We start from the raw sequence: 14,285 nt of genomic DNA, 5'->3' as shown, positions 1-14,285 counted from the left end.
GAGAAATCCTGAATAAACCGCGAGTTAATTTGCGGCGATTTTCAGGGTTTCCAGAAGATTATTCAACACAAGAAAGTCACCTGTTGCAGCACAATCCGGCATTGCCAGCGTCAGGTCACGGGTCCGCAATCTGCCATCACGCAATTCCAGCGTCTGCGCCGAGACATCACGACCACAATTGATTGCTGTCACCTCGGCCTCCACGGTCAGATCAATCGCACCGCTTTGATCACCGCCAAGGCGCGGGACGCTATAGACCTCCGCCAGCCGCGGGGCCAACTGCGTGGCGTCGCCAAGCTGTACGACAGAGCCACGGCCTGCCGTCAGATCGGCGCCACGCCAAACGTGACCCGCGCTGCCATAGCCCGCGCCAAATTCCCGCGCATGCAATTCAAACCCACTGTTGCCTGCCCATTGCAACACGACCCGACTAACAAGATCCAGATCCGGTACCGATGTTGTCGCAACCGCCCCGCGACCGCTTTTGGGTTCCACGATAAACACAGCCGAAGAGGACAGAGCCGGTATCTGCACCGTTAACGCGCCGGTCTCATCCAGTCGGCTGGAAAACATCATGCCGTTGTGGTGAATGGTCAAACGTTCACCCGGTCGGCACAGGGACAATACGGTCAGCCGGACCTCAGCCATCGGGCCGGGAACCGCCTCAGCGGTCATCTCGCAGGAGGTCTCGGGATTCTGACGCAGGACTTGCTGAGCGTCGCTGTCACCTGCCTCGGGTGTTGCTGCCGTCAGGCTAATGGCGTCAATCTGAAGCGGGACATCCGCAGACAGATCGGGCGGTGCTGCTTCCGCAACGACGGCCAACTCCGCAACAGGGGCGGCTACACTGGTCTGTGGACTGCCAGCGGTATGCTGCATGACAAGACCAATCGCCAGGGCGCTACAAAGGGTCGCCGCGCTCATCAGGGCTGTGCGTTTGCTGATCATTACCGACTCCTTACCCAAAAAGGTTAAGGAACCGTGACGTAGAAAGGCGGCCAATTGATGGCCGCCTCTTGCAGAGAATCTGGCGAAATCGTGCAATTATCACTGATTTCTCCGGGTATTGTCGCGAAATAATTCCGCCTCGGAACCTCAGCTGAGGCTGCCGTGACAGTGTTTGAACTTCTTGCCAGAGCCACAGGGGCATTTGTCATTGCGCGATGGATTGCCCCAAGTGGAGGGATCGTCCTCGACAAAACCATCCGCTGGCGCCTCCTGCAACGCGGTTGATGTATTGGCACCCGCCGCAGCCTTCTGCAGCTCGGCCTGTTGCGCGGCCATCTGCATCATCATCTGGCGCTGCTCGTCTTCGCTGATCGGGCGCACATGGGCCAACTGCTGGGTGACGGTTTCCCGCAGCGTATCAAGCATATTCTCGAACAGCTGGAAGCTCTCGTTCTTATACTCGTTGAGCGGGTCGCGCTGCGCGTAGCCACGGAAACCCACGACGGAGCGCAGATGCTCCAGCGTCAGCAGATGCTCGCGCCATTTCGCATCAATTGTCTGCAGCAGAACCTGTTTTTCGATGTTGCGCATGGTTTCCGGACCAAAGGCCTCGGTTTTCTCAACCATTTTCGCGTCACTGACTTCCACCAGACGTTCGCGAATTTGCTCGTCGTCGACACCTTCCTCAGCGGCCCAGTCGACAACCGGAACATCCAGACCCAGCTTCTCACGGACCTGCTCCTGCAGCCCCTCGCTGTCCCACTGATCCGCGTAGGTCTTGGCTGGCATGTGTACATCCAGCAGGTCGTCGATCACCTCGTGGCGCATATCAGCGACAATTTCCGAGAGATCCTCAGCCGCCATGATTTCACGACGCTGATTGAAGATCACCTTGCGCTGATCATTCATGACATCGTCAAATTTCAGTACGTTTTTGCGCATGTCAAAGTTGCGGCCTTCGACCTTCGCCTGTGCGCGTTCCAGCGATTTGTTCACCCATGGGTGAATGATCGCCTCGCCTTCCTTCATGCCCAGCGTCGACAACAGCTTATCCAACCGCTCGGAGCCGAAGATCCGCATCAGGTCATCTTCAAGGCTGAGATAGAACACTGTGCGGCCCGGGTCACCCTGACGGCCGGAACGGCCGCGCAGCTGGTTGTCGATGCGGCGGCTTTCGTGACGCTCAGAGGCCATCACAAACAGGCCACCCGCTTGTTTGACGGCTTCCTCATCAGCGACATGCGCCTCTTCGATGCGCGCGCGAATAGCCTCATGATCTCCATCAGGGGTCTCTGCGATCGCCTCAAGCACCTTAAACTCGACGTTGCCGCCCAGTTTGATATCGGTTCCCCGGCCCGCCATATTGGTGGCGATGGTCACCGCACCCAGACGACCGGCATCGGCAACAATCTGCGCTTCCTGCTCGTGGTGGCGGGCGTTCAGCACGTTGTGCTTGATGCCCTCCTTCTGAAGAAGCTGGCTCAGCAGTTCAGATTTCTCAATTGAGGTGGTGCCCAGAAGAACCGGTTGCCCATTTTCATGGGCTTTCTTGGTCTCATTGATCATCGCCTGATATTTTTCCATGGCAGTGCGATAGACCTGATCGTCCTCATCCTTACGCGCAATCGGGCGGTTGGTTGGCACTTCGACAACGCCAAGGCCGTAAATTTCGGCAAATTCTTCGGCTTCTGTCATTGCGGTACCGGTCATGCCCGACAGCTTGCCATATAGCCGGAAGTAGTTCTGGAAGGTCACAGAGGCCAGCGTTGTGTTTTCTGGCTGGATCTTCACCTCTTCCTTGGCTTCGATGGCCTGATGCAAACCTTCGGAGAGACGGCGACCTGCCATCATCCGTCCGGTGAATTCATCGATCAGTACCACTTCACCGTCACGCACGATGTAGTCCTTGTCGCGCTGGAACAGCTTATGCGCGCGCAGGGCCTGGTTGACGTGATGCACGACTGTTGTGCTCTCGGGATCATAAAGCGATGCGCCCTCCTCAAGCAGCTCATGGGCGATCAGCTGCTGCTCGAGGTATTCGTTGCCATCCTCGGTGAAGGTAACGCCGCGAGTTTTCTCATCCAGCTCGTAGTGATCATCGCTCAGCAGCGGGATCAGCTTATCGATGGTGGAATAGAGTTCGGACCGATCTTCCGCCGGGCCGGAGATGATCAACGGCGTGCGGGCCTCGTCGATCAGGATGGAGTCGACCTCATCCACGATCGCAAAGTTATGATGCTTCTGGAACACCTGATCCAGCGAAGGCTTCATGTTATCGCGCAGATAATCAAAGCCCAGCTCGTTGTTGGTCGCATAGGTGACGTCGCTCTGGTAGGCAGCCATCTTCTCAGCGTCTGGCTGACCCGACCAGATCACACCGGTGGTCATGCCTAGCTGCGCAAATACCTTGCCCATCCATTCGCTGTCGCGCTTGGCCAAATATTCGTTGACGGTGACAATATGCACGCCCTTGCCCGTCAGCGCATTGAGGTACGCCGGGAAGGTCGCAACGAGGGTCTTACCCTCGCCGGTCTTCATCTCGGAAATATTGCCCTGATGCAGGAAAATGCCACCCATAAGCTGGGTGTCAAAGGCCCGTAGACCCAGCGCCCGGCGCGCCGCTTCGCGCACATTGGCAAAGGCCTCGGGCAGCAGGTCATCCAGGCTTTCCCCGTCCAGCGCGCGTTTGCGCAGCTCGGCAGTCTTGTCCTGCAAATCCTGATCGCTGAGTTTCTCGAACTCGGGCTCCAGCGCGTTGATCTTGGCAATCAGCGGCCGTGTCGCCTTGATTTTGCGGTCATTCGGCGTGCCGAAAACCTTTTTGGCGAGTGTTCCGATACCCAGCATGTGTTCTCCAACCGTCCTGTCATTGGCCCCTGGCGTTGGCAGGCTTGCCCGCCCCGCTCGCAACCCATAAACAAAGATGGAACAGCGGTCCTGCCAAAGGCCTCATGGCGATGTAAGGTCCCGCAAATACAGTGTCAACGCTACGCCCCTTCGTGGCCAGATAATAGGAAGAATTCAATGCGCAAAGGTCTCACTTATTTATCAGGGCTCGCCCTGACAGTCGCTTTGACACTGCCCATATCCGCAGCTGCAGAACCCCATGCCAATACGGTGGTGGCTACGGTAAACGGCGAAGAGATCACAATCGGTCACATGATCATTGCCCGCGCTACATTGCCCCAGCAGTACCAACAGCTACCCGATGATGTTCTCTATGACGCGATCCTGGATCAGCTGATCCAGCAGACCAGCCTGAAGCAGGAGCTGAATGGCGAGGTGCCGAAATACGTGGCCCTGTCGCTGGAAAACGAGGCCCGCTCCCTGCTGGCAGCAGACGTCATCGAAAAGGTCATGGAAAATGCGGCCTCGGACGAGGATCTGCGCACAGCCTATGATGAGAAATATACGGACGGCACGGGCGGCGATGAATTCAACGCCTCGCATATTCTGGTCGAAACCGAAGAAGATGCCGCCGACATTCGCGCAGAACTGGATGCCGGCGCAGATTTCGCCACTCTGGCGCGCGAACGCTCCACCGGCCCGTCCGGTCCCAACGGCGGTGAGCTGGGCTGGTTCAGCAAGGGCCGCATGGTCCCGGAATTCGAAGAAGCGGTTCTGGTGATGGGCGCAGGTGATGTCTCCGATCCGGTCCAGACCCAATTTGGCTGGCACGTGATCAAGCTCAACGATCGGCGGACCTCCGCTGCGCCAACCTTTGATGAGGTCCGCGAAGAGCTGGCTACGCAGATGCGTCAGGAGGCAGTAGAAGACCGTGTGCTCTCCCTGACCACCGCCGCCACCATCGAACGCCCTGAGATCGAAGATCTGGATCCCGCAATCCTGAAAAATCTCGATCTGGTGAGGAACTGACAATGGCATTACCCCGTTCTCCGCTTGCGCCGGATCACTTCCCAAAGCTGCCGCAGATCGCAGGTGTTCGATTTGCCTCCGCTGCGGCTGGTGTGAAATACAAGAATCGCACCGACGTGATGCTCGCCGTGATGGATCCGGGCAGTACTGTGGCTGGCGTGTTCACTCGATCCGCGACACGCTCTGCACCGGTTCTGGACTGTCAGGCAAAACTGGCCTCAAGCGACAATCACACCGCACACGGCGCTGCCATTCTGGTCAACTCAGGCAATTCAAATGCCTTTACCGGACACTATGGCCAAACCTCCGTCGCCGAGATCACCCGCACAGTTGCGGATATCACGGGCATTCCAGCAGCTCGGGTGTTCACCGCCTCCACCGGCGTCATCGGTGAACCGTTGCCCCATGAGCGGATCGTGTCGCAAATTGCGACCCTGAACGACGGGCTGGTCGCGACAGCGATTGAAGACGCTGCCGAAGCCATCATGACAACGGACACCTTCGCCAAGGGGGCAGGTGCCACGATTGAAGTGGGTGGAAAAACAGTCTCTATTGCGGGGATTGCCAAAGGCTCCGGCATGATTGCGCCCGATATGGCCACCATGCTTGTCTATATTTTCACTGATGCCCAGATCGCACAGAACGACCTGCAAGCTCTCCTATCACAGATCTGTGATCGCACGTTCAACTGCATCACTGTGGACAGCGATACTTCGACATCCGACAGTTTGATGCTCTGCGCCTCCGGCGCCTCTGGCATCGATGTCACCGGCAACACAGATTTTGCACTGGCTCTGGAAAACGTAATGCTGGATTTGTCACATCAGGTGGTTCGTGATGGCGAAGGCGCGACCAAATTTGTCGAAATCCAAGTCACAGGCGCGATGAATGACCATGACGCCAAGGTTCATGGACTCTCGATTGCCAACTCACCGCTGGTGAAGACCGCCATCGCGGGAGAGGATCCCAACTGGGGTCGTGTGGTGATGGCCATCGGTAAATCCGGCGCCGCTGCCGACCGAGACAAGCTGTCGATCTCCTTCGGAGAGGTATTGGTCGCCGAAAAAGGCTGGGTCTCGCCTGGCTACAAAGAGGCCGACGGCGGCGCCGAGATGGCGAAACCAGAGATTGTCATCAAGGTTGATCTGGGGCTGGCAGAGGGGAAGAGTACCGTCTGGACCTGCGACCTGACCCATCAGTATATTTCCATAAACGCGGATTACCGGTCATGAAGATGGTTCTTGTGTCCGCCGTCGCCCTGATTGATGTCGAAGGTCGTGTGCTGCTCGCGCAGCGCCCTGAGGGCAAAGCGATGGCTGGTCTGTGGGAATTCCCAGGCGGCAAGGTTGAATCAGGCGAAACCCCTGAGGCCGCATTGATCCGGGAGTTGGAGGAGGAGCTTGGCATCAACACCTGGGAATCCTGCCTCGCGCCGCTGACATTTGCCAGCCACAGCTATGATGATTTTCATCTGCTTATGCCTCTGTTTGCCTGCCGCAAATGGGAAGGCATCCCGCAAGCCAAAGAGGGGCAAACCCTGAAGTGGGTGCGCGCGCAGAACTTGCGCGACTACCCGATGCCAGCCGCTGACATTCCGCTGATCCCGATCCTGCGAGACTGGCTGTAGCCGGGAATTTTCCTATTTTACGGTGCGATCGCATGGCTCCGCCAGCTTCTGTGGCGGGGTCGCGGTCAGCCCATCAATCAATCGTTAACTTTTTTCGTCAACCCTGAGAGCCAAGCAGAAGTAATTTATTGAAGTCTTGGCGACCAAAGGTGGCAGCGATCATGATCCGAACAATCAAACAGGGCGCGTTCATTTTTATACAGGGCACGTTCGTGCGCAGCCTGCCCAATGGAAAGATCTCAGTCCGTGTCGGCAACAAAACTTACGAAGGTGAACCGGTCAGCCGCGCGGCCTGACAGGCACCAACACAGCCCCTCCTTGGCGGGTTTGTCCTCCCCAAACCTGCTACAAAAAAAACCCCGACCAGTTTGGTCGGGGTTTTTTTATTTTCATTGTCGAATTACCGATCAATCGAGCGTACGGGTCACTTCCTCGCGCTCGAAAATCTCGATCACATCACCCTTGCGGACATCATCGTAGTTTTCAAACGCCATACCGCATTCCTGACCCGACTGAACCTCGGCCACTTCGTCCTTGAAGCGTTTGAGAGTCTTCAGCGTGCCTTCGTGGATCACGACGTTGTCGCGCAGCAGACGGACGCCGGCGGAGCGGCGTGCCACACCTTCGGTGACCAGACAACCTGCAACCTTGCCCACGTTGGACACTTTGAAGACGTCCTTGATCTCGGCGTAGCCGATGAAGTTCTCGCGGATTTCTGCGGACAGCAGACCCGATGCAGCAGCTTTCACATCGTCCACAAGGTCATAGATGACCGAGTAGTAACGGATCTCCACACCCTTCTGGTTGGCAGAGTTCCGCGCCGATGTGTTGGCACGAACGTTGAAGCCCATGACCGGCGCGCCGGAGGCTTCGGCCAGACCGATATCGGTCTCGGTGATCGCACCGACACCCGAGTGCAGCACGCGCACGCGCACCTCGTTGTTGCCGATTTTTTCCATCGCCTGAACGATAGCCTCGGCAGAGCCTTGCACATCAGCCTTGACCAGAATCGGCAGCTCAGAGACGTTTTCGTCTTCCTTGGCCTTCTGCATCAGCTGTTCCAGCGTGGTCGCGGCACCCGCAGCAGCTCGCTTATCCTTCGCGGCCTGCTCACGATACTCAGCGATCTCACGGGCCTGCGCCTCGGTGTCGGTCACGTTCAGAACATCGCCCGCTTCCGGTGTCCCGTTGAGGCCAAGAACCTCAACCGGAACCGAGGGGCCTGCTTCCTGCACGCGCTCACCCTTGTCGTTGATCAGCGCACGGACCTTACCGTATTGCTCACCTACAACAAAGATATCGCCCTGACGCAGCGTCCCGTTCTGAACCAGAACGGTGGCAACAGGGCCACGGCCCACATCCAGCTGCGCCTCGATCACGGCACCTTGGGCCGCACGATCAGGGTTGGCTTTCAGTTCCAGAATTTCCGCCTGCAGCGCAATCGCTTCCAGCAGTTCGTCGAGACCCTGACCTGTAACGGCAGAGACTTCGACATCCTGGACTTCACCAGACATGGCTTCCACGATCACTTCGTGCTGCAGCAGATCGGTGCGGACCTTGTTCGGGTCAGCTGCCGGTTTGTCGATCTTGTTGATCGCAACAATCATCGGAACCTGCGCCGCCTTGGCGTGGTTGATCGCTTCAATCGTCTGAGGCATCACGGCATCGTCAGCAGCAACAACCAGAACCACGATATCTGTCACCTGAGCCCCACGCGAACGCATGGAGGTAAAGGCAGCGTGACCCGGTGTATCAAGGAAGCTCAGCACAGCGCCACCCTCGGTTTTCACCTGATAGGCACCGATGTGTTGGGTGATGCCACCGGCCTCGCCAGCAACAACCCGCGCATCGCGAATTGCGTCCAAGAGCGAGGTTTTACCGTGGTCAACGTGACCCATGATGGTAATCACTGGCGGACGCGACTGCAGATCTTCGTCCTTGTCCTCGACCTCTTTGATGACGTCTTCGACATCCGAATCAGAAACCCGGACAACTTTGTGGCCAAATTCTTCGATGATCAACTCGGCAGTATCGGCATCAATGGTCTGGTTCTGCGTGACCATCATGCCCATGTTCATCAGAGATTTCACAACTTCGCCGACGCGCTCCGCCATCCGGTTGGCCAGCTCAGAGACAACAATTGCCTCAGGCAGCTGGACGTCACGGATCACCTTCTCACGCTCAACCGAGCCCATCGCCTTCTGACGCGCACGCTCCTGCTTACGCTTCATCGACGCCATGGAGCGCTGACGACCGCCTTCGCCACCGGTGGCCTGACCAAGTGTCAGCTTCCCGGAGCGGCGACCACCACCATCATTGCGACCCTTGGCATTGCGGTTTTGCCGGTCGTCACGATCGCGGTCACCCTTGCGGGGCTGCGAGGACGGGCCGGGTGCCGGGCGTGCCGCGGCTGGTTCAGATTTTTTCTTTTCAGCGTCAGAGGCTGCGCGTTTTGCAGCGGCTTCGGCTTCGACGCGCTTACGCTCTTCGTCTTCGGCCTTCTGACGGGCGCGCTCTTCAGCTTCGCGCTGTTCACGTTCCTTGGCTTCCTGCTCAGCCCGGCGGCGCTCACGCTCTTCAGCGCGGGCCTTCTCCTCAGCTTCGCGCTGCTGCGCTTCTTCCACTTCGCGGGCCTTGGCGGCCTGCAACGCCTTCAGACGGCGCGCCATCTCTGCATCGCTGATGCCAGCCGGACGCCGCGATGCGTCGCCGGAGGGCGTCGCACCGGAGCCCCCTTTTGCCGCGGTCGGCTTGGGGACCACAACGCGTTTGCGCTTGGTTTCCACCACGACATTCTTGGTCCGACCGTGGCTGAAGCTCTGTTTCACATTCCCGGGCCGGGACCCACCACCACGAAGACCCAACGTCTTTTTGCCGTCACTATCGCTCATAAAGCTCTTTATCCTTCCGTGCGGCCCTTGCCGCCCACCGTTTCGCGCAAACCTTGTAGTCGTTGCGCTTCCTCTACAACACGTTTGCCGAGTCCACCAGAGGCCAGCGCCGCATGTATCACAGTTTGGCGCCCAAAGGCCATGCCCAGCTCATCCGCAGTGAGGCATCCGATGAATTTCCCACGGTGCGGCGTGCTTAATTTTGATTTGCCCCGTCCCGATCCATCCGAAGCCTGAATCAAGACGCGAGCGTGTTCCTTGGCCAGCCAGTCCTTGACCTTCTCGTAGCCAGAGACCGCATCACCCGACTTGCGCGCCAGGCTGATCAGTTCGATCAGGCGCCGCAGCACCTGACCTTTGATTTCATCTTCCAGCCCATCGGGCACCGTCACCGGAGCCTTGAAACCGCGCGCAAAGAGTTTCTTCTTTATCGCGGTGCGAAGCGCAACCTCGGTTGAAGTCACATAGACCCCACGCCCGGGCAACTTACCCATCACGTCAGGAACCACCTGACCTTCGGGGCCAACAACGAAGCGGATCAGCCCTTCCTTGGGCTGAATCTCGCCTGTTGCCAGACATTTCCGCTCCGGTCCATCGGACCGGTCTTTGTCACTGCCACCGCGTGCCATTGCTACCCTCGCTGCGAGGCCTGATATCAGGCTTCGCCCTCTTCTGCTTCGCCGCCTTCGATGTCGGCATCGTCTTCAGCGTCCGCTTCCAGTTCGGTGGGATCCACCCAACCCAGCAAAACGCGGGCAGTCATGACAAGGGTCTGGGCGTCTTCCAGCGACACATCAAATGGTTCCAGAATGCCGTCATCCTTGACGCGCTCACCTTTGTTGGTGGTCCAGCCGCCGGCCAGTTCCCAATCCGCGCAGGTGGCGAAATCTTCCAGCGTCTTGATGCCATCCTTGGCCAACGCTTCAACCATTTGGGGCGTCAGACCGTCAAAGTCAATCAGGCTATCCTCAACACCCAAGGCACGGGCCGCATCAATTGCTGCCTTCGCCTGCGCTTCCAGATAGTCAGCAGCACGGGCCTGCAGCTCTTGTGCGGTGCCTTCGTCAACGCCGTCGATGACCAGCAATTCATCCAGCTCGACATAGGCAACTTCTTCGAGGTTGGTGAAGCCTTCGGAAACCAGCAACTGAGCGAAGAACTCGTCCAGATCCAGTGTTTCCATGAACAGCTTGGTGCGCGCCTCGAATTCCTTCTGGCGACGGGCCGATTCTTCTTCCTCGGTCATGATGTCGATATCCAGCGCAGTCAGCTGGGATGCCAGACGCACGTTCTGGCCACGACGGCCGATGGCCAGCGACAGCTGCTCTTCGGGGACCACGACCTCGATCTTGCCAGCTTCTTCGTCCAGAACAACCTTGGACACTTCCGCAGGCTGCAGAGCGTTCACGAGGAAGGTCGGCTGATCTTCATTCCAGGGGATGATGTCGATCTTTTCACCCTGCAGCTCATTGACCACAGCCTGCACACGCGAACCGCGCATACCGACACAGGCGCCAACCGGATCGATGGAGCCATCATAGCTGATCACAGCAATCTTCGCGCGCGAACCCGGATCCCGGGCCACGGCCTTGATTTCAATCACACCGTCATAGATTTCCGGCACTTCCATCTTGAACAGCTCAGCCATGAATTCCGGCGCAGTCCGCGACAGGAAGATCTGCGGGCCACGGGGCTCACGGCGCACATCCTTGATGAAGCAGCGGATCCGATCATTGGGGCGATAGCTCTCACGGCCAATTTTCTCGTTGCGGCGCAGGATGGCTTCGCCAGCGCCCACATCGACGATGACATTGCCATATTCTTCGCGCTTCACCAGACCATTGATGATGGTGCCGGCGCGATCCTTGAATTCTTCGTACTGACGATCACGCTCAGCTTCGCGCACCTTTTGCAGGATCACCTGCTTGGCGGACTGGGCGGCAATACGGCCCATTTCGACCGGAGGCACTTCCTCGACGAAAACATCGCCAACCGACGGATCGGCCATATATTGCTTGGCCTGCTCAACAGTCAATTCCGCCTGGTAGTTCTCCAGCGCGTCATCTTCGACCACGGTGCGGACGCGGGTAAAGGTCGCACGACCAGTCTTGCGGTCGATGGATACACGGATATCCATTTCGCTGCCGTAGCGGCTCTTGGCGGCCCGCGCCAGGCTCTCTTCCATCGCATCGACAACCAAACCGGGGTCGATCATCTTTTCGCGCGCCACGGCTTCTGCAGTCTGCAGAAGCTCCAACTGGTTTGCTGATGTGATAGCCATTACTTTTTCTCCTCTTCGGACCCATCGGCCTCGATTTCGTCGAATGCGTCTTCGTTCAGGGTGCCCGCAGCTTTGCGCTGGCGCAGCATTTCTTTGATCAGATCGTCGGTCAGAACCAGTTTGGCGTCGCTCAACCAATCAAATTTCAAACCGATGGTGATAGTCTCGCCATGTTCTTCGATATTGATCAGAACTTCATCATCCTCGACACCCGCCAGCTCGCCCTTGAAACGGCGACGGCCATCGATCAGCTCGCTGGTTTCAATCTTGGCCTCATAGCCTTCGAACATCTCGAAGTCCTTGAGGCGTGTCAGAGGGCGGTCAATACCGGGGCTGGAGACCTCCAGTGCATAGCTGTCGAGGATCGGATCCTCCACGTCCAGCGTCGCGCTGACCGCATTGGAGATTTCGGCGCAGCCATCAACCTCAATGCCGCCGTCAGGCTTGTCTGCCATGATTTGCAGCGTGGTGGTCTTGCCGGACATCAGCCGAATACGCACCAGCTCAAAACCGAGATCTTCGATCACCGGAGTGATGATCTCGGCAAGCCGCCGGTCGATGGCTGCCTTGGCTATCAGGTCATTGGTCATACGAATTCCAGATCAGTGATTCGGGCACAAAAAAACGGGCGCGCGGCCCGTTGAATTTTCCGGTGGAGCTGAGGGGCAAACCCGACGCGCCGCTGTTACGACAGGCATATACGCCGTCTCAGGTCAAACTGCAAGGGGCAGATCCCTGTCGCCCTCCAGTCACCAGCCGCACCGCAAGCAAGACCTCATAGTTTCACCAATCAGACACGCCACCAGCGCTCAGCGATACGGCCATCATCCAGCGCTGAGCGGGCACCTATCCTGCGCGGCAGGCCCACATCCCGACGTGCCGCCAAGGCCATATCGCTCGCCGATGGATGATAGTGAAAACTGCCGTGCGACAACAACCCGTCAGGCGCAGGTAAGGCGGCGACATCAACGTACCCCTCCCGCAAGGCCTCTGCCCGAACCCCTGCATCAGGAATCACAATCAGCTCAACGGTATCGACCCAGCCTGCCTGACCCGATTTGTAGTGATCCGTCACCCGCGTCGCCCGAAAATCGCGGCCAGCGCGCGCGCGGTCCACCCGGTAGCACCCGGTCCCATCTGCCACAGAGAGATCACACGAAACCTCTCCGCCCGCAGCGATCGAAAAACGGCCATCTGCCAGCAGATAGGGAAGATGCGGGTTCGAGGCGCCCAGCGCAATCTGGATACTGTCTTGAGAAAGCACCTCAATCTGCGCCCCGTGATCGGCTTCAATAACGCTGTTGCGCAGGCTGGCGGCCACATCCTGAGCATGTAGCTGCGCCCCACTATGAAATGTCACATCGGACCGGATATCAAATCGCCAGATCCGCGCATCCGGGCTGCTGCTCCAACGGGTGGCCAACTCAGGGCGCAATGACCCATCCGGGCCGATTTCCGTCAGCGTATCAAAGACAGCACCACGGGCCACATGATCCATCAGATCGCCATCCCGTGGTACAGCCAATCGCAGGGTTCCCCCCGACCGAGGGGCATCTGCAAGTGCCGCACCGGTGGCAGCCAGCAGCGCCGCAGCCGCACCCGATGTGAACAACGCACGTCTGTCGATCCGTGTCATGGCTCCTGCTCCTCGGCAATCTGGTCCATCGCGCGCACCAGTTCCGCGCTGATTCCCGGTTCCGAGAGAGCATGCCCGGCATTGCGCACCATCTTCAACTCTGCATTTGGCCACAGCTCCTTCAACCGCCAGGCCGAGGTCGGTGGGCAGATCATGTCATACCGCCCCTGAACGATTACGCCCGGAATATGCGATATGCGACCCATATTGGCGAAGATCTGACCATCGTAATCCAGAAATCCGCCATTGATGAAATAGTGATTCTCCAACCGGGCAAAGGCGCGGGCGTAGTCACCGGGGCTTTCCCCTGAAACGCCGTTGGAATGGATAGAGGCCAGTGCATTCTCCCACGCCGACCAAGCCCGACCGAACCGAATCTCTTCTGCCATATCGCCAGAAAACAATCGCCGATTATAGGCCGCGATCAGGTCGCTACGCTCATCGTCCGGGATCAGCGAGACAAATCGCGACCAAGTTTCCGGCCAGAACCGACCGGCGCCGCCCCCATAGAACCAATCCAGCTCCGACTTGGTCATCAGGAACACGCCCCGCAGGATCAGCTGGCGCACCCTCTCCGGATGGGTCTGGGCATAGATCAACGACAGCGTCGCCCCCCAGCTGCCACCGAACACCATCCATTGCGACACTCCGATCAGGCGTCGAATGATCTCCATATCCGCGACCAGATGCCAGGTTGTGTTGTCCTCGCAGGAGGCATGTGGCCGCGACCGTCCGCACCCCCGCTGATCGAACAGGATAATTCTGTAAAGCTCCGGATCAAAATACCTCCGCATCGCGGGGCTGGATCCGCCACCCGGCCCCCCGTGACAGACCACGACAGGGGTGCCATCCGGATTGCCGCTTTGCTCCATATAGATATGGTGCCCCTGCCCAACATCGATCATACGCTGGTCGAAAGGTTCGATGGGCGGGTACAAATACTGCACTGCGCGCTTTTGATACGGGTATTTGTCCATTACTGACCTAACTTAGTCCTGACTGATAAAAGAACACACGGAGACAGGA

At 58.2% G+C, this 14,285-nt stretch carries 12 protein-coding genes; 4 read left to right on the top strand and 8 right to left on the bottom strand.

What is annotated here, in order from left to right:
* Nucleotides 1–24: 24 nt before the first annotated feature.
* Nucleotides 25–948, bottom strand: a complete 924-nt coding sequence (locus tag J4721_RS09450) for a hypothetical protein (RefSeq protein WP_102875178.1) — start codon at nucleotides 946–948, stop codon at nucleotides 25–27.
* Nucleotides 949–1,095: 147 nt separating this feature from the next.
* Nucleotides 1,096–3,795, bottom strand: a complete 2,700-nt coding sequence (gene secA, locus J4721_RS09445) for a preprotein translocase subunit SecA (protein WP_014881494.1) — start codon at nucleotides 3,793–3,795, stop codon at nucleotides 1,096–1,098.
* Between the two features lie 177 nt (nucleotides 3,796–3,972).
* On the opposite strand from secA, the gene J4721_RS09440 reads away from it, so the two are divergent.
* The 4 genes from J4721_RS09440 (at nucleotide 3,973) to J4721_RS19855 (ending at nucleotide 6,747) form a co-directional block, all read left to right on the top strand.
* Nucleotides 3,973–4,824, top strand: a complete 852-nt coding sequence (locus J4721_RS09440) for a peptidylprolyl isomerase (RefSeq protein WP_102849903.1) — start codon at nucleotides 3,973–3,975, stop codon at nucleotides 4,822–4,824.
* Nucleotides 4,825–4,826: 2 nt separating this feature from the next.
* Nucleotides 4,827–6,056, top strand: coding sequence for a bifunctional glutamate N-acetyltransferase/amino-acid acetyltransferase ArgJ (argJ, locus tag J4721_RS09435; protein WP_211002577.1), 1,230 nt, complete (start codon nucleotides 4,827–4,829; stop codon nucleotides 6,054–6,056).
* On the top strand, nucleotides 6,053–6,451 hold the full coding sequence (gene mutT, locus J4721_RS09430) for an 8-oxo-dGTP diphosphatase MutT (protein ID WP_014876346.1): 399 nt from the start codon (nucleotides 6,053–6,055) through the stop codon (nucleotides 6,449–6,451). Before argJ ends, mutT begins: the two co-directional genes overlap by 4 nt.
* A gap of 161 nt (nucleotides 6,452–6,612) precedes the next feature.
* Nucleotides 6,613–6,747: a hypothetical protein gene (locus J4721_RS19855; RefSeq protein ID WP_024098841.1), complete on the top strand. Its 135-nt coding sequence runs from the start codon at nucleotides 6,613–6,615 to the stop codon at nucleotides 6,745–6,747.
* Nucleotides 6,748–6,858: 111 nt separating this feature from the next.
* Here the strand turns inward: J4721_RS19855 and infB are convergent, their stop codons facing one another.
* From infB to pip, 6 genes are all read right to left on the bottom strand, one after another.
* The gene (gene infB / locus J4721_RS09425; protein ID WP_014876347.1) at nucleotides 6,859–9,342 is read right to left on the bottom strand and encodes a translation initiation factor IF-2; all 2,484 of its coding nucleotides are present in this window, start codon (nucleotides 9,340–9,342) and stop codon (nucleotides 6,859–6,861) included.
* 8 nt (nucleotides 9,343–9,350) lie between these two features.
* Nucleotides 9,351–9,971 carry an RNA-binding protein gene (locus J4721_RS09420; RefSeq protein WP_027248351.1) on the bottom strand — a complete coding sequence of 207 codons (621 nt, stop codon included), beginning with the start codon at nucleotides 9,969–9,971 and terminating at the stop codon, nucleotides 9,351–9,353.
* Between the two features lie 26 nt (nucleotides 9,972–9,997).
* Nucleotides 9,998–11,623 (bottom strand): transcription termination factor NusA, encoded by a 1,626-nt coding sequence (gene nusA, locus J4721_RS09415; RefSeq protein ID WP_014876349.1) that lies wholly within the window; start codon nucleotides 11,621–11,623, stop codon nucleotides 9,998–10,000.
* The gene (gene rimP / locus J4721_RS09410) at nucleotides 11,623–12,213 is read right to left on the bottom strand and encodes a ribosome maturation factor RimP (protein ID WP_014876350.1); all 591 of its coding nucleotides are present in this window, start codon (nucleotides 12,211–12,213) and stop codon (nucleotides 11,623–11,625) included. The genes nusA and rimP overlap by 1 nt, the downstream gene beginning before the upstream one ends.
* A 200-nt stretch (nucleotides 12,214–12,413) precedes the next feature.
* On the bottom strand, nucleotides 12,414–13,259 hold the full coding sequence (locus J4721_RS09405) for an ABC transporter substrate-binding protein (protein WP_102875181.1): 846 nt from the start codon (nucleotides 13,257–13,259) through the stop codon (nucleotides 12,414–12,416).
* Nucleotides 13,256–14,236 carry a prolyl aminopeptidase gene (gene pip / locus J4721_RS09400; protein ID WP_102875182.1) on the bottom strand — a complete coding sequence of 327 codons (981 nt, stop codon included), beginning with the start codon at nucleotides 14,234–14,236 and terminating at the stop codon, nucleotides 13,256–13,258. The genes J4721_RS09405 and pip overlap by 4 nt, the downstream gene beginning before the upstream one ends.
* Nucleotides 14,237–14,285 lie beyond the last annotated feature (49 nt).

Origin of the sequence: Phaeobacter sp. HS011 (assembly GCF_018101215.1) — a bacterium.
GTDB classification, from domain to species: Bacteria; Pseudomonadota; Alphaproteobacteria; order Rhodobacterales; family Rhodobacteraceae; genus Phaeobacter; species Phaeobacter inhibens.
The sequence above is the reverse complement of the archived record's forward strand: the minus strand, read 5'-3'. Positions and strand labels throughout refer to the sequence as shown.